Raw genomic sequence first — 23635 nt, forward strand, 5'->3', positions numbered from 1 at the left:
ATAGATAACGAGGTAATCGGCTATTTGCAATATTTTTTTACATATGCGGCAGCTAATTCATCGCCTAGGTCTTCTGCTTTTTTAAAGTCTGAACAACCATCTTCTAGGCTATGCCATTTAGACTCGAATTTAGACATACCTCTTCTGGTGTAGGCTTCTGCATATTCAGGGTCTAATTCAATTGCTTTGTCGAATGTTTCTGCCGCCTCGGTAAAGTTGCTGTAAAGGAAAAAGACCATTCCTTTGTTGAAGTGAGCAACAGGAAGGTTCGGTTCTATTTTCAATGCTCTATCGAAATCCTGAATGGCCCAAGAACCAGCTCTGCCTCTAGCATAAGCAGCCCCTCGGCTTATTAAGGCTTGTACATTATTAGGTTCCTTGTCAATTACAATGGTAAGGTCGTCTACAGCCTTGTTGTTTTCGCCCATCTTGGTGTATGCTCTACCGCGTAAGTCAAGTGCCTCAATATTTTTTGGGTCTCCTGTAAGGAGTGTATTCATGTCTAGTACCACATACTCGTATTTCTCTTGAGCAAAGAGGCATCTAGACCTGCCTAACATAGCCAGTTTTACATTTTGCCTAAGCTTTACTAGTCGGTCGTAATCATCATAGGCCTCGTCCCATAGTTCTAGTTTTTCTTTGGCAGTTGCTCTATTAAATAGGGAGTAAATGTCATCTGGTTCAAGCTTAATCACTCGGTCGTAAGTGGCTACAGCGGCCTCGTATTCGCCTTGCTTTAAGAATTCATCAGCTTCTTCGCGGGTTGCGGACATATCGCAAGAGCAAATGGCCAGGAAAAGAAATAATAGAGATATGACCTTAGTGTGCATACACAAATAAACTAATTAATTAGTTTAGTAAGCAAGTGCTTTAGGTGATTTTTTTAATAGCTCCCGTTATATTTTCTGAGGAACCATTCGGCTGATAGCAAGGCAATTAGAACAATTAGCCAAATGGGGTTTTCAATAATTGAACTTAGCGTTTCATTAGACCTAGTGATAGGTCGAGGGTTGAGTGCTTTAACTCTTTCTAGTGCATTGCTGTAGTTTTCTAATAGAAAGAATTCTCCGCCTGAGTTATTGGAGATGTTACGAAGGAGCTGATGGTTGGCTGTTAAGTTAATGTCTTCTAAAGCTAGTTTTTCCACAGAGAAGCTACCTTCAGCGGTTTCTCTTTTTCCTGCTAAACTAGTTGAAGCGGTGTAGTTATATACGCCAGGTGCTAAGCCTCTGATTTTGAAATTTTCAGTAGGAGAGTTCACATAATTATACTCTTCTACCTCGCCTTCACTATTAGTGATATTCATGTCTATGTTGTAGTCATAAACTTTCTCATAAAGTTCGTTGTACACCTCTGTTATGAACTCAACTGATTCTGTGTCGAAGTAACTTTCATCCGTAGTATTAACTCTGAAGTTTCGCTTATCATCTTTAGTAGCTAGGTACTGAATAAGTTTGCCGAAAAGCTCATCGAAAAGCTCAGGTTCATCGTATTGACCACTTTCTTGGAGCCTCCACTTCCAAAAGCCTGAACCAGAAAATACTGCAGACTTTTTGTCGTCACCATTGTAGATAGTCAATAACGGTCGGCTAGTTTCAGCGCTCCCTATCTTCTGGTAGAGATAAATACTTGCGTTATTTTTTATTTCGAAGTTGCCATAAGGCGCTGGTATTGGTGGGTAGTTGGCAGCTCTAAATTTTAAGTCCTCATCAATCTGGAAGAGTTCAAAGTTTGGGTTTACATTCATGCTTACTGCATCGGATTGCCCAAAATTGTTGTAAGCTATTACAGGATTCAGCCTGTTGATGTTATTGAGGTCATTTACACCCGTTATAAACCAAGTATTAGAGTTTTCAACCGCGGCATTCAACCAACTAGGTAGGTCTGTTAGCTGCGGGAGTTGATGTAATACAATCAGGTCAAACGGCCCTTCTGGAATGTCTTCGGTAATGCCACTTAAAAAGGTTGAGACTTCAACGCCTTCCTTCGATTCAATCACAGATCTTAAAGCTTTTACATCAGGGTGAGGAGAGGAGGCGGCAATCAAAATTTTCTGTTTGCTATCCACCACTTCAATGAAGGCTGTTCTCGCATTATTGTTGGTAGAGCTTTCACCAGCCTTCGGCCTAATATTTACCTGATAGCTGTCTATTCCTATGAGTTCAGCATCTAGAATAAACTCAAAACTGTTAATCTCTTGGTCGGCATCTAGTGTAATAGATTGGGTTTTTAGCACAGAGCCACTCTTCAGCACATCTATAAAAACCTCTTCTCCCACATAGCCATTGTTAAAAATGTCTACTACCAACGGAAATTGGTTTCCTTGGTAAACAATCTTGTTGTAGTTAATTTTTGTGATGCTCAAATCTTGTGCTGGAATAGTATCGCCCATTGCCAAGCTGTAGACGGGGTAATTTAAAGTAAGGAATTGCGGAGAGCTGCCGTAGTTATGGATACCGTCACTGGCAAGAATAGTAGCTGCTAAATTTTGCTGCTCAAAATCTTGGCGAATGCCTTTTAGTATCTTGTGTAGGTCAGTAGATTGAGATTGAAAAGTGATTTCATCGAAATCATCATAATACTGGTCGAGCCCTCTAATCTTTAAGTCGTAATCTTCATCTTTTAGCTGAGCCTGAAGCTGATTGATTGACTCTCTTACTTGCTGAAACTGAACGCTATCGTAAGCATCTTTTATAGATGCGGAATCGTCTACAGCCAAAACCACAATCGGTTTTTCTTCAAAGAAACTGATTTGGTTAATCAGTGGCCCCAGTAATAAAAAGCAAAGCAGAGAAACGGTTATAGCCCTGAAGGAGAACAAAAGCCTGTTTACTCCCTTGCTCCAAGGTGTTTTTTTGGAGTAAAGAATTAGTGCGTATCCAATACCTACCACCAAACACAATGGTAGAAACCAAAGTGAAAAGTCTGTTTGAAGTGTGATTTTCGTAAGTAAGGCAGGTAAGCTACGCAATGGCTATCAATCTGAAATGAAAATCGGTTGATGCCATATTAACGCATTACTACGAAACTTGGTCATCAACCGATAGTTAAAATTTCAATGTTTTGATGAGCGGTGCTTAGGTCAGCATTCCGCCATCTACCACTATGGTTTGGCCAGTTACGTAAGAAGACATGTCTGAAGCCAAGTAAACACATGCATTAGCTACATCTTCAGGAGCGCCACCTCTCTTCAAAGGAATAGCATCTCTCCATCCTTGAACGGTCTTTTCGTCCAATGCATCAGTCATTTCAGTTTCAATAAAACCAGGAGCTACAGCATTAGATCTTACACCTCTAGAACCAAGTTCTAAAGCCACAGATTTTGTGAAGCCAATGATACCTGCTTTAGAAGCGGCATAGTTAGCCTGGCCAGCATTTCCCTTAATACCCACTACAGAAGTAATGTTAATGATTGAGCCAGCTCTTTGCTTCATCATGGTTCTGGTAGCCGCTTTAACAGTGTTGAAGCAAGATTTTAGGTTTACGTTCATTACCTCATCCCACATCTCTTCGGTCATTCTCATTAAGAGATTGTCGCGAGTGATACCAGCATTATTTACAATTACATCTAAGCTTCCAAAGTCAGCAACAATTCCGTTTACCAATTCTTCTGCCGCAGCAAACTCAGCAGCATTAGAGCGGTAGCCTTTAATTTTTGTGCCGAACTCTGCTAGTTCTTTTTCAAGCGCTTCACCTTTCTCTACACTAGAGAGGTAAGTGAATGCCACATTGGCTCCCTCTTGAGCAAACTTGGTGGCAATGGCCTTTCCAATTCCTTTAGATGCTCCAGTAACGAGCGCTGTTTTTCCGGTTAATAAACCCATATTCAGTTATTTATCTTTATGGTCGATTTTGAGCCCTGTTGGCTTTCAACTTTCAAATAAAACCAAAACCCGCAACTCCTCCAATTTCCGTGTTTTGATGTGATGGTATTTGGCTTAACTTTGCCTCTCCCAAAAACAGGTAAAGTAAAAATATGGCAACTAAATACGACTTAATTGTAATTGGTAGTGGTCCGGGTGGTTACGTAGCGGCAATCAGGGCCTCTCAACTCGGTATGAAGGTAGGTGTGGTTGAAAAAGCTGAGCTAGGTGGAATTTGCCTTAACTGGGGCTGTATTCCAACCAAAGCCCTATTAAAAAGTGCTCAAGTATTTGAATATATTCAGCATGCTGCTGACTATGGTGTGAAAGTAGATAAGGCTTCGGCCGATTTCGGTGCCATGGTAAAAAGAAGTAGAGACGTTGCCCAAGGCATGAGCAAGGGTATTCAGTTCTTGTTCAAGAAAAATAAAATCGATCATATTTCTGGCTTCGCGAAGCTTAAAGCGGGTAAGAAGGTAGAGGTGAAGGCTGAAGACGGTTCAACTACAGACTATTCTGCTGAGCATATTATTGTGGCTACTGGTGGTCGCTCAAGAGAGTTGCCAAACTTGCCAATCGATGGAGAGAAAATTATTGGCTACCGTCAGGCAATGGTGCTAGAAAAGCAGCCTAAGTCTATGGTAGTGGTTGGTTCTGGTGCTATTGGTGTAGAGTTTGCTTACTTCTACAACTCAATTGGTACTGAAGTAACCATTGTTGAATATATGGACAGAATTGTTCCGGTAGAAGATCAGGAGGTTTCTAAGCAATTAGAAAGAACCTACAAGAAAGCTGGAATGAAAATAATGACCAACTCAGAAGTTACTTCTGTAGACACTAAAGGAAAAACTTGTAAGGTTTCTGTAAAAACTAAGAAAGGTGAAGAAACGCTAGAGTGCGATGTAGTACTATCTGCTGTTGGAGTTTCTACCAATCTTGAAGGAATTGGCTTGGAAGATGTTGGCGTAGCAACCGATAAGGGTAAAGTAATTGTAGACGACTACTACAAAACTAACATCCCAGGCATTTACGCTATTGGTGATATTGTTCATGGTCCTGCTTTAGCTCACGTAGCTTCTGCCGAAGGAATTATTTGTGTAGAGAAAATTGCAGGTCAGAATGTTGAGCCATTAGATTACGGTAACATTCCTGGTTGTACTTATTGCCAACCAGAAATAGCTTCTGTAGGTATGACTGAACAAGCGGCCAAGGATGCAGGTTATGAAATCAAAGTGGGTAAATTCCCATTCTCTGCTTCAGGAAAAGCTAAGGCTGGTGGAGCTAGCGATGGTTTCGTAAAAGTAATTTTCGATGCCAAATACGGTGAGTGGCTTGGCGCACACATGATTGGTGCCAACGTAACTGAAATGATTGCTGAGGTAGTAGCAGCTAGAAAGCTAGAAACTACTGGTCATGAAATCATTAAAACGGTTCACCCTCACCCAACTATGTCTGAGGCTGTAATGGAAGCAGCTGCAGCAGCATATGATGAAGTGATACATTTATAAGAATTTTTATCTCACCAACGCCAACACATATAGAAGAAAGCGAATTAGTACTGCGGTTGAGAAACCGAGATAAAAGTGCTCTTTCCTATTTGTACGATAAGTACAATGCTGCTTTGTATGGCGTGGCTTCTAGAATAATTAAGAACGATGACATTACAGACGAAGTGCTGCAAGACGTCTTCGTTAAAATCTGGAATAAGATAGACAAATATGATGCGTCTAAGGGGAGGTTCTTCACATGGATGATGAACCTCACCCGAAACGCAGCAATCGATAAGTTAAGGTCTAAGGAAATTTCTAGGTCTTCTAAAACCGACTCGATTGATGACTACGTATATACTTTCGATCGCGAGAATAGTACTGAAATGAGTACTGATGCGATTGGTGTGAAAACACTAATGGATAGTTTGGTTGAGGATCAGAAGTTTATACTCCAAAAGATATATTTCGAAGGGTTTACTCATGCCGAAATAGCCGAAGAATATGATATACCTTTGGGTACAGTCAAGTCCAGGCTACGTTCGGCACTTAACCATATGAGAAAAAGAGTGGCATAGCCGTGAATATTGAAGAATACATATCGTCCGGAATACTTGAGGAATACGCCCTCGGTGCTCTTTCGTCTGAAGAGATGATGGAGGTTGAGGCTATGATGGCCAAGTACCCAGAGATCAAAGATGAGCTCAATAATATTGAGTTGGCCTTTGAAGATATGGCTATGGCTACGGCTCAAACTCCAAAAAGGGATTTAAAGTCTTCTATCTTAGACTTAATAGAAGAAGAGGAAAAACCTGTGGTTAAGCCACAACCTCAGGCTAGCCCTAAAGAGGAACCAAAAGTGGTTCAAATGCAGCCTTCTCCAGTGTTGAAGTACGCTGTAGCTGCATCACTAACCCTTACGCTTGTTTGCGGATATTTAGCTGTAGACTATAGAGCCAAGTGGAAAAATACTAATAAGGCTTATGCTGAATTGCTTTCTAATAATGAGCAAATGGCTGAGCAATATAATAGGGTAAGGCAAGAGCTTGGAGATATTGAAAGCGACTTACTTGTACTTACTAACCCTGACTTCCGAAGAATTGAAATGCCAGGAACAGATAATGCCAAAGATGCATTTGCCAGCGTTTACTGGAATCAATTAAGCCAAGAACTCTACTTGGATATCAGAAACCTAAAAGAACTATCTGAAGATCAGCAGTATCAACTATGGGCCATTGTAGATGGAAAGCCTGTAGATGCTGGTGTATTCGATTGGAATGCTGAAGGTCTGGTAAGAATGAAGAACATGTCTAATTCTGCAGCTTTTGCAGTAACCATTGAGCCTAAAGGAGGTAGCGAAAACCCAACGCTAGAGTCTATGCAAGTGCTCGGTACCGTCTAATTATTTTCTCACTTACGTATTTGAATAGGAGCTTTGCTCAATGTTTAGCTAAGAATGTTTCTCCTTTGCCGAGAGAGGTTCACAAGTGTTTTTCCGTTGTGCCTTGCTTTTACTTGCGGCTAGATATCGGTCTGTTAAGAAGGGCTATGCTTGGTCAAAAAAATAGGAGCTTACCCATCTGGTAAGCTCCAACACCTCAACCAAAGTAGAATTGGGACTTGATTGTATTTCTAAAGCGACAATAGTCACTTAATATTTTGAGTGCATTAGTTTGGTGAGTAGTGATTCCATTTTAGGTGAAAAGGAATCTATGGTTAGACTTACGAACTTATATTCACCTTTGGATCTAGTAGAGATAAAAAAATATGGGTTGGCATTGTTTTTCATTCCAACCCATATTAAAAGGTATTAGAACTTAACTGCTAGAGAAAGTCTTGCTTGGAAAGGAGTACCAGGCGTAAAGTGGATTTCAGAAGTAGGATTTACTTCATTTCTCAGTCTAGATTCTGTTTCAAACTGTGCCTCATTCCACTCAGTATCTGTAATGTTCTCTACACTAAGGCCTAACTGAAATCTGCCAATCTCATAGCCTAAGGTGGCATCTAGCAAGAAATAACCTTCTGCCGTTAAGCTGTTGTCTTCGTTTGCCGCTCTATCGTCTAAGTATCTGTAGCGTAAGCTGCCACTAAAACCACTGTCAAAATTGAAGTTGAATCCTCCAATGCTTGTAAAGGTAGGCGCAAGAGGAATGTAGTCTTCTCCTTCCGCTGTATTGAGTGCTTTCGGATCAGTAAAGTTAACGTCAGAATTGAAGTATAACCAATCGGTTATTTGGTAGCGAACGGTTAGGTCTATTCCTTGTCTTTGCGTTTTTCCAGAAGGCTCAACAATTCCTTCATCGCCTACATAAACAAACTCTTGGTCTAAGTCTAGCCTCCACAAAGCAGCGTTAATCAAGAGGTTTTCTGTTGGCTTCCATATAGCTCCAACATCAATTCCGTATGCTTGAGGTAAGATCTCTTGGCCTTGCTGAGCTACGACTACACGCGTATCATTGCTATGGAATCCGATGCCCGATTTCACGTATAGATTTAGGTTGCTGTTCGCTTGGTAACCAATCTGAAGCTTAGGACTTACAGTGCTTTTATTTACAGATTCACGGTCGTAAGTATTGCTCAGCTTGTCTCTGTAGTCAAAGGTGAACTGATCGAACCTTAAGCCAGCTATTAGCGATAGCTTTTTCGTTAAATCAACTTGCTCTTCAGCAAAAGCAAAAATGTTGGCTTCCTGAACATTGCCAAAGGCTAAATCAGATAGTACTTCACTTCTCTGCAATGTTCTCGAAAGACGAACATCATTGTTCTTGTCATAGCGGAAACCTATTCCTACTTCGGTACTTGCTGGTAGTCCAAAAAGCATGTTTTCAACCCAATAACTATTCTTAGATCCAAAGATTTGTCTATTCTCAGACTGGGTTATTTGGTCTCCGTTTACTGGGTCATTCAAGAAGAATGTGAAGTTAGAAACTAGGTTAAAGTTGTATTGACTAAAATATACTTGGTTTTCAAAGTAACCTCCGTTGCTGAGTTCTGTGGTAAGCTTTGAGTTTAAATTAATTCTGCTGGTTTCACCACCTTCTGTATCGTCTATGGCGCCAAAACGGGTGATGGTTCCGTTGTCTACAGCTCGTTGTGGAATTTGGCCAGAAGCATCCCAACTACTAGTAAAACCAGAGAATGAAAGCTCAAGAGTTTGTGTGTCGTTCAGTTTTTGATGGTATTTCAAAAGACTGTTAAACCTGTTGAAGTATTGTGGGCTCTCGAAGTATCCATCTGTTCTGAAGAATTCGGTTGCTAAATAAAGGCTTGGGTCTTCAGCTTTCTGTGCTTTTAATAAGTTGAATAGACCCACAGTTCTGAAGGTGCCAAACTGCCCACCTTCAATCTTAAACATACTCTCGCTTAGCCTTCTTTTGGTAAAAAAGTTGGCATAGCCAGCAGTGTTGAAATTACCTTGCTTGGCATAGTATGGTCCCTTGTCAAAGTCTACTTGCTCAATGGTTTCAGGAATTACAAAGTGTAAGTCTGAATAGCCTTGGCCGTGAGCATGCGAAACCATATTCACAGGCATTCCATCTACATTGAGCTCTATGTCTGTTCCGTGGTCAATATCGAATCCACGTAAGAAAATCTGTTCGGCTTTTCCTCCACCAGCGTGTTGAGCAATGAAGAGGCCGGGTACAATTTTCAGCACATCTTGAGATGTGTTAATTGGTCTGAACTGAATGTCTACAGCCGATATGGTATTGGAATTCTGATCTAAGTTCTGTGTAACCACCACATCTTCCATCTGGATGGAAGAGGGCTGAAGGGCTATCTGCAGTTTCTGATTGGTTCCCGATTGAACCTGAACTTGTACAGACCTTTTGGCAAAACCTACAAAGCTGACTTCCATTGTGTAGGTGCCAGAATTAAGTTCTTCAAACCTAAAAGAACCTAGTGCATTGGCTGAAGTTCCAATTTCTAATTCTTTAATATAAACGTTACTTCCAGGGAGTGTTTCGTTGGTTTCTGCATTGAGTACTGTGCCTTGAACCATATTGGTTTGTGCATAGCCAAGTGTGCCTGATGCCAAAAAGATCAGGCATAATAATATTCTTACTGATTTCATCAGAGTGTATTTTCGTGTTAAAAATTGAGCAATAGATAGCCTAAAGGGCTAATAGCTCTTGAGTGTAAAGCTGATATGATACACTATAAACTCGGGGGAGGGGTGGAGGTACTGAGGTCTCTTGCCTTATAAAGGTTTACGTAAAAGCTAGTTGCTTTTTCTGCCTTTTCCTCAGAAGGTTCATCTAGAATATATTCATGAATGATGTCTACAGCAAAAAAGCTGATGAAGTCGGCTGATTGCTTGGTATTGTCTTGTTCTTTCTGGTTAAGGTTTTTTAGCGCTTTGCTATGGTCATCAACATCGTGCTGATTACCAGTGTCCTCATCACTATGATTATGGCTATGTCCATGGTGATGGTGGTGAAGAGAGTTTTGATAAAGGTGAAGTACTTTGTGGGTTAAAGAAGCGCCTGCATATCCGAAAATAAGTGCACTAAATAAAACCAACAAAGTACCTGATACCAACTGTTTCACTTAAAGCGAACTTAAAGCTGTTTGAACTGCTTGAGTAGTAATTGGACCTAACTCGTAAGAGGCTTCAAGAGCTTCGTTTAAATAGGTCTTTGCTTTTTTAGACTCACCGTTTTCTAGGTAAATCATGCCTAAGTGAAAAATCACATCTGGTTCACTGGTTTTTCCTTCAACTTGAGTTTGGGCAATTTCAAGCGCTTTTTGCTTATTGCCATTCTTTAGGTGACTCCAAGCCAATAGGTCAAACATATCGGGCGTGGGTCTATAATTTTTTTCTCTTTCCGCTCTAGCTAAAGCCACTTCTGGGTAGTTCAAATCTTCTGCCTCCAAAAGTATTAAGTACTTGTTGTACATGGCAAGATATTTCTGATCAGATACAATCTGATGATACTCCTCTTTTAGGTTTTGGGCTTCTTCAGCATTGCCTTCAAAATCGGCTAGTTCTGCCAGGCTTAACTTCAATTGAGGGTCGAAGTGGTGCTGGTCTACAAACTTTAGAATTCTTCTTGCCTCGTTAACATTACCATCTTTAGCGTAAGCTATCCAAGCCAGACCTTGCCATGAATGCCAATGCTGAGCATTTTTATTGAGCACATCTAAATAGGCATTATAAGAATCGGTAATTCTTCCTGCATGCCCATACATATCGCCAAGGTTAGATTTAGACCATAGGTAAAGGTTCTCGTTCCCCTTAACTCTTTCATGCGCTTTCTCCATTAAGTGAATGGCCAAATCTAAGTCGCCTTTATGGTCGGCCATTTTTGAAGCTCTAATTAAGTATTGAAAGCTATTTTTCTGCTCATATCTATTTAGTATACCTTCAGCAGTAGCATAATCTCCAACTTCCATGGAGGCATCGAACAGAAGGTTGTAAGAGGCACCCTGCTGGTCGCCCTCGCTAAGTGCTGACTTTGCATATTCCCTAGCTTTTTGAAATTCGTGTTTGGTAATGGCGTTTACTCCCAGCGCTTGAAAGGTTGCGGCATTAGAGAATGGATTTCTTTCGGCCACTAACTCAAAAATGCTGTCTGCTTTGTAAATATGATCGATGTTACCGTCTACTCGAAACTGACTGCTATAAAGAGAAGCTAGTTTAGAGAGGTAGGTTATATTTTGAGGTTCGTTTTTGAGCTTGTTTTGCCAAAACTCTATGTCTGATTGGGTCAGATTCTGCTGTGGCTCGGCAGCTTTGGCCATTAATGCCTCATAGTCTTGAGTAGAGGCTACAGGTGTCTGATTGTTGTGCTCTTGGCAAGAAATAACACCAAGAAAGAGGAGGGTAATGATTATATTTTTCATAATTCAGTGGGTTGGGTCAAAGAAAATTGCTGTGCTTACCTGTAGGGCAAGCACAGCATATTTATTACCATGGAGTGGCCAGGTAAGGGAAAGAACTTAAGAACGCTTTGTCATTAGCGTCTACATTATCGTCAGATAAACCAGGGTTGGCAGTTCCGTCAGGGCCACCAAATATTAGTAGCAACTCAACAGAAATTACATCATCCGCTAGGGCTCTTCCAGTCAGTACATTGGTTCCATCAAAGAAAGTTGTGGTACCATCAAGGCTAACGCTTAGTACATCTGTGGCCAATGCAGTAGTAAATGTGGTTGCATCCATACCAAGTGCGTTAGTGCTATAGTTAGGGTTTAAGGCTAATAGCCTAGACTCAAAAGCAGCCTGATATGCCGCGCCTTGCGCACTAGGAGCAGTAGTGTTGAAATTGTCTTTCATAGAACTGCTAACAAATACTGTGTTAATAGCTGGTCTGCCCATCTGATCTTCCTGAGCATAGTTCACTGGCATTTCGGGCATCTCATCGTCATCATCACTACAAGAAGTGAATCCAACGCTTAACAATAGAGCCGCAGCCAACATCCAAATTTTATTATTTATGATTTTCATTTTTATATTCTTTTAAGGTTGAAATATTATTGCTCTCTGTTGCTGGTTACCCAAGTGTTAATGGTTCCTGAACCACCAATCATTGATTTAGGTACTTCTACCACTACCGACATTACATTGGTGCCAGCAAAAGTGTCTGCTCCCGGATCGTTAAAACTTGATGCGTTGCCACCAATAATTTCTCCGTATTGGGCAAAATCCATAAAGAATGGGTCATCTCTCGGACCTGCGAATAGTCTTATGCCTCCTTCGCTACCAATACTAGCAGCAGAGCCATAAGTTGTAATGTTAGTAGACACAGAGCTGCCAATGGTTACAAGTGTGCTGCTTGTTCCTGTAGCAATTGGCGCTACTGGGCCATAAGCGGTTACCATACCATCTTTGAAAGTACACTGTATCACCAAGTCTTCCATGGCATCACCATTGGTATCAATGTTGAATTCAACCATTACATTCTCATCGAAGGCAGCAGAAGTAGATGCCGAAGGAGATAGCAAACCTTGAAGATTGGCTACAAATACAATGTTTGAATTGTTCTCTGGGCTTTGAAAAGCATAGTAATCGGTAATATCAGAGCTAGTGCCTGTTACTCCGGGCGCATCAATGTGGTCGGCAGCATAGACTATTGCAGTCGCTAGCAGAGCCAAGATGCCAAGGGATAGGATTGTTTTCTTTTTCATAATTTTTGTTGTGAGATTGATGAACAGTGTCCACCAAAAGGTTAAGATTTGTATTTTCTTTGCTGCTACTTACGAGGCCGCTTGGTGGTTTGGATCGAGTGGGTTTTCAGAAATGAGTAGAAGAAACCTTAAATTGAAGGGAGAATATGAGTGATCGACTAGAGAAAATACTGCTAATTATTGCTGCAATTTGCCTGAGTATTTCGCTCTTATTAGTGTATGCTATTGGCCTTCAGTGGCTGTCTAACCCAGATTTAGCACAATACATCACGGAAGCAGTAATGTATATTTCTGGTCTTGTTGTTTTAAGGGGAATTTGGAAGCAAACTCTCGACAAAAAAATTTCTTCTAGAAAGGATAATTCATGAACATAGACATCTCTACTCCGGCACTTTTATTCCCTGCAATCACCCTGTTGCTTTTGGCCTATACCAATCGATTTGTGGCTTTGGCTACTCTAGCTAGAGGCCTAAGAGTTCGGTATAAAGAGTCGCCAGAAATGCGAACCACACTTTTCAGTCAGATCAAGAACCTAAGGCTTAGGCTTATCTTGATTCGTAATATGCAAGCGCTTGGTATTGCCAGTTTTTTCTGCTGCGTGCTCTGCATGGTACTTATGTACTTAGGCAGACAAGTAGTTGCCGAGTATATTTTTGGAGCAAGCCTTTTTCTATTACTTGGCTCACTATTTCTCTCCTTTATCGAAACCCAAATCAGTACTAAAGCCATCAAGCTTGAATTGAAGGATTTGGAAGAAAATACCTCTTCTAAGGGCTGAGCCCCATATTTACTTCTCATTCATTTTTCTATTCGTGCGTCATCCAGAGCGAGGCCCTTAAGGTCGACTGGAGAATCTCACTGAATTAGTCGATAGAACTTGGGGTTCTTAGCTGCCGATACAAGGACGCCTGCGCTTCGCTCTGCATGAAAAATAAGAAAATCGTTCAGTGAAGAGTTTTGTCAATCAAATACTTGTTTAGACAAGTATTTTTACTTAGTTTCAACCAGACTTACAACCACAAACATGGATTTCGGTAAGGCTCTCTTTCACCTTAATAATAATCTCGGCTATAATCTGTATCGCGCTTATTTGCTCTTTCATAGAGAGCTTATTCGTGGGTTAAAGGCGTACTCTGTGACGCCTGAGCAGTGGCAGGTCTTGATTATTCTTTGGAATCATGGGAGCGTAACACCGACAGAGATCAGCAGGGTTACGCTCCAAGATCTCCCGTCCATTTCACGTATGTTGGTGAGAATGGAAAAGAATGGTTGGATTGTAAGAGTAGAAAATGAGGACGATGGTCGTTCATTTCACGTACAACTGACCGAGAAAGGAAGAAAAAGTAAAAATGAAATGATTATCAGCCTAGACAATCATTTTAATAGCTACCTACAAGAGGTGCCTAAAGAATTACATGATGGTATAAGAAACGAGTTGCTTCAGTTGAGAAGCAAACTAGGAGATTACACACCCATTAAGTGACAGACGGTCCGGTCATTTATGGTGCAAGACCCAAGCACCTGATCTCTTCATATGTTTAGGTTGAAACGGAGATGATTACCGAGGCAGTAGATATAAGATTTACTGCCTCGGAAATGACTTACTTTTTTCTCTTGTGCTTTTTTCTCTAGCACTGTACATTGCCCCAATGAAACGCTTTTCCTCATTAATGGCTTTAGCCATATTTTTATCAGCTATAGCAGCATGCACTCCTCAAAGCTCAGATTCTAAGGCAAATACCTCAGATGTTGAAAAGGGAATCAGGATAGCTAATGGCGCTGGCCCTGAGTTCTTTACTTGGTCTCCAGATAGGGTTCCGTTGATCAGTGCACACAGGGGAGGGCCATACCCCGGCTACCCAGAAAATGCCATCGCTACCTTTCAACACATTTCCGATCAAATTCCAACCATCATTGAGTGCGACATTGCCATGACAAAAGATTCAGTATTGGTGATGATGCATGATTACACTTTGGACCGAACGACAACCGGTGAAGGGAAAGTTATGGAGGTCACTTATGACGAACTTGAAAAGATGAAGTTGGTAGACAACGAAGGTAGTACCACCACTTTAGACATTCCGACTTTAGATGATGTATTAAAATGGGCCGATGGAAGAGCGGTACTTACACTAGATGTGAAGCGTGGTGTGCCATTCGAGAAAGTGGTGGCTGCCGTGCAAGCCCATAATGCACAAGACTACGCTGCCATCATCACTTATAATGCTAGAGATGCTGCGAAGGTCAATCAATTAGATGGCTCCCTAATGATATCTGTAGGCATTGGGTCGCAAGAGGCTTATGAGGCGCATAGCAATCTGGGTGTGCCAGACAATAGAATGATTGCCTTCGTAGGAGTTTCTGAGCCCGAAGCCTCGCTTTATAACTTCCTCCATGAAAAGGGAATCTACTGTATTTTAGGTGTTCTGGGAAACTTGGATAGAAAGGCCATCGCACAGGGAGATTCAACTTATTTGGGGTATATTCAACGCGGTGCAGATATTTTGGCTACGGATAGGCCTTTGGAGGCTTTCGAAGCCATTCAACCATTAATTAAGACTACAAGTACCAAACAAGAATATTTCTATGGCTATTGATTTACGAAGCGATACTTTAACCAAGCCCACACCTGCTATGCATCAGGCGATGATGGAGGCAGAAGTAGGCGATGATATGTTTGGGGAAGACCCAACAGTGGCCGCATTGGAGAAAAAGGCTGCCAAGATGTTTGGAATGGATGCCGCTATTTATTGTGCTTCAGGAACCATGACTAACCAGATTGGTATCAGGCTGCATTGTAATCTTCAAGATGAAGTAATCTGCCATAAGTATTCACACATCTACCTCTATGAGTCAGGTGGAATAATGTCTAATGCTGGTGCTTCTGTAAGGTTATTAGAAGGAGAAAGAGGTAGGATTACAGCCAAGGCGGTAGAATCTGCCATTCAGCCAGATGATATTCATTCACCAGTTTCTAGGCTAGTTTCATTGGAGAATACGGCCAACAAAGGTGGAGGAAGTTGCTACGACTTCGAGGAAATTTGGGCCATTCGTGAGACCTGTCATGAACATGGTTTGGCGTTACATTTAGATGGTGCTAGGCTGTTCAATGCCTTGGTAGCTACTGGCCAAACTACTAAGCAATATGGTGAGGTATTCGATACTATTTCTATTTGCCTAAGTAAAGGATTAGGAGCTCCTGTAGGTTCACTCTTAATTGGAAGTCACGCAGATATCAAAAGAGCTAAGCGCATTAGAAAAGTAATGGGTGGAGCTTGGAGGCAAGCTGGTTATGTGGCTGCTGCAGGGCTTTATGCTTTAGAAAACCACGTAGATAGATTGGTGGACGACCATAACAAAGCCAAAGAAATGGCTAAGGTTCTTGAAGGGCTTGATTATGTTGAAGAAGTATTGCCTTGCGAAACGAATATTCTCATTTTCAAACTGACAGATAAGTATACCAATCAGAGCTTTCTGGATAAGTTAGCAGAAAATGATATTCTGGCTTTTGGCTTTGGTCCTCAATTAATTCGCTTCGTAACACATTACGATTTTACTGATGATGACCTTACCAAGACAATTGAGGTTCTGAAAAAACTATAAATGAAAAAGATAATCCTCCTTGCTCTACTGGCTTTTTTTACGGCTTGTGGGTCGAAGAAAACTGAACAACAAGTGGCAAAGCCAGAAAGCAACGAAGCCATATTTTTTGTAGGAACCTACACCAAAAAAGAAGGTCATGTAGATGGGCAGGGCGAAGGCGTTTATGTCTATTCCATGAACAAGAAAACAGGCGCTATAAGCTACAAAGCCACAAGTGATGCGGTTATTAGTCCGTCTTATCTAGCTGTGCATCCAAATGGTAAGAATGTCTATGCTGTGAATGAATTCGATGGAGGAGAGGATAGTTTTGCAGCAGTAACGGCTTTTGAATACAATCCGGAAGATTACAGTTTGGCCTACCTCAATGAAGTGAGTAGTGTTGGGCAATATCCTTGCTATTTGAGCATAGACAATTCAGGCAAGTTTGTAATGGCTGCTAATTATGTGGGTGGCAGCGTTGTGCTTTTACCCATTATGGAAGACGGAATGTTGGGCAACTACTCTTCATACAAAAAGCATGAAGGTGGTTCTTCTCACCCTAGGCAAGACGCACCTCATGCGCATCAGATTATTCAGCACCCAAGGAATGGATTGGTGGCTGCTGTTGATTTAGGCGCTGATAAGATTTATGCATATGAGTTGGACACTGTTGGGCAAACACTCAATTATCTGAGAGACTTTATCAATCCACCAAGAATGGCGGGGCCAAGGCATATCGTTTTTCACCCAGAGAAAGATATTGTCTATGTCTTGAATGAATTAATTGGCACTATTGAAGTAGCTACTTTCTCTGATAGCCTTCGTTTAGAGCAAAAGGTACAGATGATAGCCTTACAAGAAAATGGAGATGATAGAGAATCTTCTGCTGCAGCCATTAAGATTCATCCGAGTGGGCAGTTCCTTTATGCCTCCAATAGAGGTGAGATCAATGAAATTCTTGCCTTCAAAATTGGTGATAATGGTGAATTGATAAAAATTGGAGCTTATCCATCAAAAGGAAAAACTCCAAGAGACTTTGAGATTGATCCTTCAGGTCGATTTATGCTGGTAGCCAATCAAGATACTAACACCATTGTTACTTATGAGATCAATCAAGAAACCGGTGAGCTGATTGATACCGGATACATTGAGGAAGTACCAACTCCGGTTTGTATTAAATTCCTGGGTCAGTGATCAAGAAGAAGGTTCTTTTTATCGGAGCCTTATTAATCTTCATATTCTATGCTTATAGAATATACCGAGATACCGTGCTTTATGGTGATACGATCATTTTCTATCAAAATCAATCGGAGTTTGAACCCTATGGTGTAAAGTATAATGACTTCAGGAATAGCGTAGGTCTCGAGAAATTACCAGATGATTGGTTTACAAAATCAACTTCACAAAAGCCTGGGCCTTATTTTAGGAGAAGGAGGCTGCAGGATCATTATTGGACAACTCAGGTTTGGAACTCAGGTTATGAGGTAAGCGGAACTCTGGGTCATTTTGAGAAGGAGATAAGAAGATTTGACAATAAGTTGATCTACGAAATAGATCGTTACAGGGTCAATTATATTGATACTGGTTATATTCTTGAGAGGAAATTCAATTATCTATATGAACCGCATTGGGAAGTTACGCTGGTAATGACCTATGGAGATACGACCCAAGATATCAGAGAAATACCAGTTGACCCTGAAGACTTCGATAGTTTGAGAAACTGGGCCATGCAATAAGGTTGATCTATCCTGTTTGTAAACTTCCCCTCTGCTTCCCGAAGTCTCGAGACCGTACCTCTTCCAGCAGAGGACAGAAGTCCGGGAAACTCTGGAAAAACCATCGATTACTTAATCCAGACAGTTACTGGCACTGATTCCCCTCCTGTTTTAGGAGGGGCTAGGGGTGGTCATTTAAGTTTAACTACCTTCCCACTCTTAGCACTTTGCATCGCTGCATCTAGAATTTCCATCACCACCATATTATTTTGAAGAGCAGAGAGGTCTGCGTCTTGTGGGGTAATCTGTCCACGAACAACTGCTGCCAATAGAGTGAAAGGATCATCATTCGGGCTTTCCTTTTTAAGGTCGGTTAGTTTCTGTTCCTGGGCATTATCTCCTAGCTGGTAGCGAATGGTGCTGCCATTGTCTGCAATGATTTGGCCGGTCACGCCATAAACTTCCATATCCTTTCGGGAAACCGGCCAGTTCCATGAGGCCTGAATGATCACTTGAGTTTTTGGGTATTGTAGAACAATAGTGGCTTCATCATCTACTTTAGGATAGATGTCAGGCTTATTGGTAGCAGTCATGGCGAAAACCGATTGTGGTCTTTCTCCTTTCATTAACCATGTAGCTAAGTTGGCTCCATAGCAGCCGAAATCGGTTAGGGCTCCGGCACCATTCAATTTTGGATCAGTGAGCCATTCGAGAAACTCTTCATTTACACCAATTTCGTTAGGCCCGGGGTGGCCGTCATGCACCACAATCTTGCGGATATCGCCTATCATATTGTCTTGATGCACCATTTTATAGGCTTTCAGGGTGCTACCATACCAAGTGGTTTCGTAGTTGGTTAACAGGTGAATGTTATGCTTTTGAGCGAGGGCTTGCATTTTTTTGGCATGATCTAAAGAAACAGCCAGAGGTTTTTCAACCATTACATGGATGCCCTTTGGGGCAAAGAATTCAACCACGCTTAGGTGGTCATAAATTGTACCGAAGGCAGTCACTGCTTGAGGCTTCACGATTTCCATCAATGCGTCCATAGTTGGGTAAACTATATCCATGGAGAATCCATGTTGCTTGGTGTATCTTTCGGCTAAGTCGGTGTTGGGCTCAACAATACCTACTATTTCGATATCGCCACGGTCTTCTCTGCCGAGAATCCAATGCACATGGGTATGTGTAAGGCCTATTACAGCCACTTTTACGGGAGGGTTCTGTTCCTGAGCTTTCATGATTGTCAATGAAAAAATAGCTAGGATAAAAGTAAATACGCGTTTCATGACGGAATTTAGGAAAAACTTTTACCACCCCTAACCCCTCCTTAAAACAAGGAGGGGAATTGAATTCTGCTCTTGGAATTTGATTGTCGTAGACGAGGCTAACTCTCCACCTAATTTAGGGGGAGTTGGAGGGGGTTAGATACCCTTCAAGTATATCTTTACCACGTTTTGATGGTGTTCTGCGTGGTAGATGGTGAAATAGAGCATTTCTCTTACGGTCACTTTTCCAAGCAAAGGGTGAGGGAAAATGTATTGGTCTAAATCATCTTCAGACCACTTACTGAGCTTGTTCTCTATCTTTTCAATAATCTCGGTTTGGGTTTTGGAGAGCTTAGAGTACTCCGAGTATTTCACCTTTTTTGGTACATACGAACCTGGAGGATCGCCCTCCATCGTGGTTAGCTTTTGTTTGTATTTGGCAACCAATTCATCATAAGTCCTAGAAGGTCTATTGGACTTGCCAAACTTAAAGCTGATCATGAACTTAGGGAAGCCCAATGCTTGTATCAGCGGACGAGTACTTTTAATTAAGTGCTCGGCTTGTTGACCTGCATTCCATTTGCCATCAGGAGCATATTCGAACTCGTCTTCGGAAAGTTTGCCGAGATACTTTAGAAAATGATCGTAAGATTCTTCTAGCCTCGCCTTGATCTCCACCTTATTCATGGGCGAAAATTAGGTGGTTTTGGATGGATGGCAAAGGCAAAACTCATTTCGTTTTATACCCTATAAGGCTTTAGCATCAAAAGCTCATTACTTCTCTAAAACGAATACTTTGTCTGCGACTTACTTCCACTTCTTCTCCACCTTTGAGGTATAGTTTAAGTGTGCCACTGAACCATGGTTCGATTCTATCGATGTATTTGAGGTTGATGATTTGCTGGCGGTTGGCTCTAAAAAACACTTCAGGGTCTAACCGAGACTCCATATAGTTGAGCGAACGTGGAATCATTGGCTTTTCTTCCTTGAAATAAATACGTGTATAACTGCCCATAATCTCCAGAACTCTAACTTCTGCAAGACTTACAAACCAGCATTGTTCGCCATCTTTTACAAATACCTGATTGTCTAAGCCTAGAAGTTTGGCTTTGGACTCCCGATCTTTTCTTTGTCTAATTTTTTCGGAGGCCTTTTCTATGGCTAAACCGAGTCTCTCTTCCTTTATGGGCTTCTGTAGATAGTCCAAGGCATTGTGGTCCAAGGCTTTCATGGCATATTCGTTGAAAGCTGTAGTGAAGATAACTTCAGGCACGTCAACCAATTCCTCTAATAGTTCGAAACCATCTTTATCTGGCATCTGAATGTCTAAGAATAGCAATTCAGGTTGCTTTTCTACTATTAGCTCCAGCGCTTGTTCCACATTTTCGGCTTCACCCAGAACCTGTACGTGATCAAAAGCCTTCAGTAAATGCTTAAGTTCTTGCCTTGCTAAGTGAGAATCGTCTATGATAAGGGCTTTCATGAGGTTGGTATTTTTAAGGTGGCTGAGACCATTTGGTTAGAGCTGTTTTCGAGTTTAAACTCTGCAAAAGTGCCGAACAGAATCTTCATTCGTTCTACTAAGTTTTTCAAGCCAATGCCCTCTCTCTTTTGGCTAGAGCGTAGTTGGCCAGAGTTTTTTACTTCAATGAGTAAGTAGTTTTCAATCAATGATGTGCTAACTAAAATTTGGCCTCCATTTTTCTGGGTTGAAAGACCATGCTTTATAGCGTTTTCAACCAATAGTTGAATGGCCATTGGAGGTATCTGCACTTTCAGTGTTTCTGGCGATATGTTGAAAGTGTAACTGAGCCTCTCCTGAAACTGGATTGACTCCAATTGTAGGTAGTCTTTCACAATCTCAATCTCTTCTTTTAAAGCCACCTTTTCAGAAGCGTTGAATTGAATGGAATATCTCAGTAAGTCTGAAATGTGCGTAACCATTTTTCTAGCCTTTTCTGGCTCAATCAGTATAAGCGAGCGGATGTTGTTCAAGGCATTGAAGAGAAAGTGTGGGTTTACCTGATTCTTTAATATCATGAGCTCAGCCTCTTGTAAGGCCGATTTTAGCGCTAGTTTTTCTAGCTCAGACTTGCGGTTTTTCTCCATAAACTTGATGATGAAGTAAATGGATGCCCAAAGTATGAGTACTATATATATGTTGAAGACATAGCCAATAAAACCGCTCCAACTAAAGCCAGATATTCCTGATAGAGGGAAGATCAGATAGATGATCAGGTGGATAAAAACTTGAGTAACAATAGCAGTAACTAGTGTGCCTACAAAGGCCCTGGGTATGAGTTTGCTCAGCCTTAGCTCGAGCCAATTGCTGCGTTGTATGTGTAGTTTGAAAAGGTGTGAAAAGAGGATTAGTGATACGTAAATGATACCTTGGAGAATCAATGAAGAGGAAGTGATGTAGCCTTCTCCACCGAAGAGCGCCATCATACCTATGAGGAAAAGGGTGTAAAGTCCCCAACCTAATACCTGACAGATCCAATAAATGACTCTTTTGCTCATCTTAGAAATTGATTGGTGAATAATTTAACATTAAATCATTCACCAATCGGGTTTAGCTTTATAGGAATTTGTTCAACCAGTTGTGAAAGAACTCTGGGTCGTCCCACATGATGAAGTGATAACCACCTTCAGAGAGGTCTAAATCCAAATGCTGATGCTTGGAGTATTGTGCCTGGTACATATTCATGACACTTTCTTTGGTTGAACCATAAGACTCGTAAGCTGCCCAAGCTCCCAATACCAATGTCGGTACTTTAATTTTGGCCAAATCGGCACGAATATCGGTGGTGTACATTTCATACATAGCTTGGGCTACGGTATTCATATCGCTGGAAACACCCCAGTTGGTTGCGGTTTCTATGTACTTCTTGTTGCGGATAAGGCTTTGCAACTGCATTTGCTGGAAGGTTCTTTTTTGTTCGTCTGTCTGGTTTGCAGCAGCTCTCATTTGTTGCTTCATGTTTTCAGCAAATGGCTTGGCACTTTCTTCGGTTGCCGTAGGCATTTGAATGGCTGTCATAAAAGGTAGAGCATCAACAATTACTAGCTTTTCAGCCAAATCTGGCTTTTCTATGCCTATTTGAAGCGCAAGGAAACCGCCAAGGCTATGACCAACAATTATTGGTTTTTCTATCTGTTTCTCATCGATGTAATTGTAAACCAAGGTTCTTACCTGATCGAAGAAGCCAGCTTCCAGATTCTCTAAGGGTGCCTGACCAGCAAAGCCTGGTAGAGTGAGTACATGGTACTGATACTGATCGCCCAGAGCTTCAATGGTTGTGTCCCAAACGGCACCATCGCAAGTAAGACCTGGAATCATAATCATGGGTTGGCCTTCACCAATGACTCTAACATTCAGTTTAGAGGGAGTATAAGCCTGAACTTGCAAGGCAACTACAAATGCGATTATCGCTATTAATCTTACAACTACTTTTTTCATAACATTTTGAGTTTTTGTGATGATCAAAAGTACGCTGCTGTTATGGCCTGTACCGGAGCTTTTAAGGGAGCGGAAGAAATTCCTCGGGAATGGAAAGGGTGGGTTTAAGGTTTAATGTTCAAGGTTTAAAGTTGAATGAGGCTATAGGTGAGAGATATTAGACTTCAGAAGGAGCTGTTCCAATCTATTGGAGTATGATGGCAGCAGTAATGTCTTCCTAGCGGAGGAGGAGTTTCAAAATGATTATAGGACTGAAGTCAAAACTCTTCAAAGAAGACTTTTTCTGAAAGATTCTTGTCGTGAAGGTTTAGACTGTCCAAAGAGGTATGTTTCAAGGAAACAACTTGAGTAATTTTCATGAGTTTGAATAAGAGGAGGGCTAGCTCACTGGGTGTTTCACCAAACCCGTATGATTCTAATTCTATTGGCTGGTTTTTGTTTTGAAGCTCAAGTTTCAAATAATAGCTGGCATCATCGGTCCATGGTGACTCGTAATACTCTTTAATCGCAGAGATATCAAGTGAGTTGACCGATCGTAAAATGCTTTTAAGAATTTCTTCAGGCAAGTGGCCGAATCCAGCCCCTTCAAATTCTGAATAGGCTCCTCCTATATAGTTGATGCTGCCAACCGAGTCTATCTCAATTGCTTGAGATGGGCAGGTGCCAAAACAGACGCTACTAGAAAATGTTATACGGTTTACAATAAGGTCATTTTTCTCAGTGATTTTTTTCAAAATGAGCCGATTGTTGGATTCAAAATAGTCTTCAAAGGACGGATTAGTCTCTCCACCCGAGATGTATTTGAGCACAAGTTTTGAATCAGTGATTTCTTCAATCTGGAAAACAAACTTCGCATCAGATACTGATTCAACTATTAAGGAATCGGTTGCTAATTCATATTTACCAAAGTTTCCATAAGGACCGAGAAACAGGGAGTAATTCGAATCGAAATCAAAAGTCAAATCATAAATTTCATCTTCATTCTCTTTAGGAACATACCACGATCCTTCGATTTGAGATTCATTCCAAATGGAATTTGGAGATGTAACACATCCGGTTAAAAGAAGCAGAGGGGATATAATAAAAGCCAGACAACTATTCATTTAGTTAATTTAATGAATTCTTCGAACTC

At 41.2% G+C, this 23635-nt stretch carries 24 protein-coding genes; 10 read left to right on the forward strand and 14 right to left on the reverse strand.

Annotated features, from left to right (window positions below; genetic code table 11):
• Positions 1 to 20 precede the first annotated feature (20 nt).
• From T7867_RS08515 to fabG, 3 genes are all read right to left on the reverse strand, one after another.
• The gene (locus tag T7867_RS08515) at positions 21 to 773 is read right to left on the reverse strand and encodes a tetratricopeptide repeat protein (RefSeq protein ID WP_068218106.1); all 753 of its coding nucleotides are present in this window, start codon (positions 771 to 773) and stop codon (positions 21 to 23) included.
• Positions 774 to 883: 110 nt separating this feature from the next.
• A complete protein-coding gene (locus T7867_RS08520) occupies positions 884 to 2971 on the reverse strand; it encodes a vWA domain-containing protein (RefSeq protein WP_157717546.1) in 2088 nt (695 codons plus the stop codon).
• Positions 2972 to 3077: 106 nt separating this feature from the next.
• Positions 3078 to 3824 carry a 3-oxoacyl-[acyl-carrier-protein] reductase gene (fabG, locus tag T7867_RS08525; RefSeq protein WP_068218112.1) on the reverse strand — a complete coding sequence of 249 codons (747 nt, stop codon included), beginning with the start codon at positions 3822 to 3824 and terminating at the stop codon, positions 3078 to 3080.
• Between the two features lie 152 nt (positions 3825 to 3976).
• Between fabG and lpdA the strand changes: the two genes are divergently transcribed.
• From lpdA to T7867_RS08540, 3 genes are read left to right on the forward strand one after another with little or no spacing between them, the layout of a single operon-like run.
• Entirely contained in the window at positions 3977 to 5371 is a 1395-nt protein-coding gene (gene lpdA / locus T7867_RS08530) for a dihydrolipoyl dehydrogenase (RefSeq protein WP_068218115.1), read from the forward strand.
• Between the two features lie 29 nt (positions 5372 to 5400).
• Positions 5401 to 5928 (forward strand): RNA polymerase sigma factor, encoded by a 528-nt coding sequence (locus tag T7867_RS08535; RefSeq protein WP_068218128.1) that lies wholly within the window; start codon positions 5401 to 5403, stop codon positions 5926 to 5928.
• 2 nt (positions 5929 to 5930) lie between these two features.
• Positions 5931 to 6752: an anti-sigma factor gene (locus T7867_RS08540; protein WP_273276948.1), complete on the forward strand. Its 822-nt coding sequence runs from the start codon at positions 5931 to 5933 to the stop codon at positions 6750 to 6752.
• Between the two features lie 408 nt (positions 6753 to 7160).
• On the opposite strand, the gene T7867_RS08545 is transcribed toward T7867_RS08540, so the two are convergent.
• The 5 genes from T7867_RS08545 to T7867_RS08565 all read right to left on the reverse strand — a co-directional run bounded on the left by T7867_RS08545 (position 7161) and on the right by T7867_RS08565 (position 12478).
• Positions 7161 to 9422: a TonB-dependent receptor gene (locus T7867_RS08545; RefSeq protein WP_322300081.1), complete on the reverse strand. Its 2262-nt coding sequence runs from the start codon at positions 9420 to 9422 to the stop codon at positions 7161 to 7163.
• Positions 9423 to 9505: 83 nt separating this feature from the next.
• The gene (locus T7867_RS08550) at positions 9506 to 9898 is read right to left on the reverse strand and encodes a hypothetical protein (RefSeq protein ID WP_322300082.1); all 393 of its coding nucleotides are present in this window, start codon (positions 9896 to 9898) and stop codon (positions 9506 to 9508) included.
• Positions 9899 to 11194, reverse strand: a complete 1296-nt coding sequence (locus T7867_RS08555; protein ID WP_322300083.1) for a tetratricopeptide repeat protein — start codon at positions 11192 to 11194, stop codon at positions 9899 to 9901.
• Positions 11195 to 11258: 64 nt separating this feature from the next.
• Positions 11259 to 11798, reverse strand: coding sequence for a DUF4331 family protein (locus tag T7867_RS08560; protein ID WP_068218144.1), 540 nt, complete (start codon positions 11796 to 11798; stop codon positions 11259 to 11261).
• 26 nt (positions 11799 to 11824) lie between these two features.
• Positions 11825 to 12478, reverse strand: coding sequence for a DUF4331 family protein (locus tag T7867_RS08565; RefSeq protein WP_322300084.1), 654 nt, complete (start codon positions 12476 to 12478; stop codon positions 11825 to 11827).
• Positions 12479 to 12624: 146 nt separating this feature from the next.
• Here T7867_RS08565 and T7867_RS08570 point away from each other — a divergent pair, with 146 nt between their 5' ends.
• From T7867_RS08570 to T7867_RS08600, 7 genes are all read left to right on the forward strand, one after another.
• Positions 12625 to 12846 (forward strand): hypothetical protein, encoded by a 222-nt coding sequence (locus T7867_RS08570; RefSeq protein ID WP_068218151.1) that lies wholly within the window; start codon positions 12625 to 12627, stop codon positions 12844 to 12846.
• Positions 12843 to 13256, forward strand: coding sequence for a DUF2721 domain-containing protein (locus T7867_RS08575; RefSeq protein ID WP_068218154.1), 414 nt, complete (start codon positions 12843 to 12845; stop codon positions 13254 to 13256). The genes T7867_RS08570 and T7867_RS08575 overlap by 4 nt, the downstream gene beginning before the upstream one ends.
• Positions 13257 to 13502: 246 nt before the next feature.
• The gene (locus T7867_RS08580; protein WP_068218157.1) at positions 13503 to 13961 is read left to right on the forward strand and encodes a MarR family winged helix-turn-helix transcriptional regulator; all 459 of its coding nucleotides are present in this window, start codon (positions 13503 to 13505) and stop codon (positions 13959 to 13961) included.
• Between the two features lie 166 nt (positions 13962 to 14127).
• Positions 14128 to 15075 carry a glycerophosphodiester phosphodiesterase family protein gene (locus tag T7867_RS08585; protein ID WP_068218159.1) on the forward strand — a complete coding sequence of 316 codons (948 nt, stop codon included), beginning with the start codon at positions 14128 to 14130 and terminating at the stop codon, positions 15073 to 15075.
• Positions 15065 to 16081, forward strand: coding sequence for a threonine aldolase family protein (locus T7867_RS08590; protein ID WP_068218162.1), 1017 nt, complete (start codon positions 15065 to 15067; stop codon positions 16079 to 16081). Before T7867_RS08585 ends, T7867_RS08590 begins: the two co-directional genes overlap by 11 nt.
• Positions 16082 to 17254, forward strand: coding sequence for a lactonase family protein (locus T7867_RS08595; protein WP_068218165.1), 1173 nt, complete (start codon positions 16082 to 16084; stop codon positions 17252 to 17254). It abuts the gene before it with no gap.
• Entirely contained in the window at positions 17251 to 17796 is a 546-nt protein-coding gene (locus T7867_RS08600; RefSeq protein WP_068218168.1) for a hypothetical protein, read from the forward strand. Before T7867_RS08595 ends, T7867_RS08600 begins: the two co-directional genes overlap by 4 nt.
• A gap of 170 nt (positions 17797 to 17966) precedes the next feature.
• On the opposite strand, the gene T7867_RS08605 is transcribed toward T7867_RS08600, so the two are convergent.
• The 6 genes from T7867_RS08605 to T7867_RS08630 form a co-directional block, all read right to left on the reverse strand.
• A complete protein-coding gene (locus T7867_RS08605) occupies positions 17967 to 19064 on the reverse strand; it encodes a Gfo/Idh/MocA family protein (RefSeq protein ID WP_068218171.1) in 1098 nt (365 codons plus the stop codon).
• 135 nt (positions 19065 to 19199) lie between these two features.
• Positions 19200 to 19730: a DinB family protein gene (locus tag T7867_RS08610; RefSeq protein WP_068218174.1), complete on the reverse strand. Its 531-nt coding sequence runs from the start codon at positions 19728 to 19730 to the stop codon at positions 19200 to 19202.
• 76 nt (positions 19731 to 19806) lie between these two features.
• Positions 19807 to 20526 carry a LytR/AlgR family response regulator transcription factor gene (locus T7867_RS08615; protein WP_322300085.1) on the reverse strand — a complete coding sequence of 240 codons (720 nt, stop codon included), beginning with the start codon at positions 20524 to 20526 and terminating at the stop codon, positions 19807 to 19809.
• Positions 20523 to 21563, reverse strand: coding sequence for a sensor histidine kinase (locus T7867_RS08620; RefSeq protein ID WP_273514265.1), 1041 nt, complete (start codon positions 21561 to 21563; stop codon positions 20523 to 20525). Before T7867_RS08620 ends, T7867_RS08615 begins: the two co-directional genes overlap by 4 nt.
• Positions 21564 to 21621: 58 nt before the next feature.
• On the reverse strand, positions 21622 to 22503 hold the full coding sequence (locus T7867_RS08625) for an alpha/beta fold hydrolase (protein ID WP_068218183.1): 882 nt from the start codon (positions 22501 to 22503) through the stop codon (positions 21622 to 21624).
• 257 nt (positions 22504 to 22760) lie between these two features.
• Entirely contained in the window at positions 22761 to 23606 is an 846-nt protein-coding gene (locus tag T7867_RS08630) for a DUF6438 domain-containing protein (RefSeq protein WP_068218186.1), read from the reverse strand.
• Positions 23607 to 23635 lie beyond the last annotated feature (29 nt).

Source organism: Roseivirga spongicola, from assembly GCF_034376045.1.
Taxonomy (GTDB): Bacteria; Bacteroidota; Bacteroidia; order Cytophagales; family Cyclobacteriaceae; genus Roseivirga; species Roseivirga spongicola.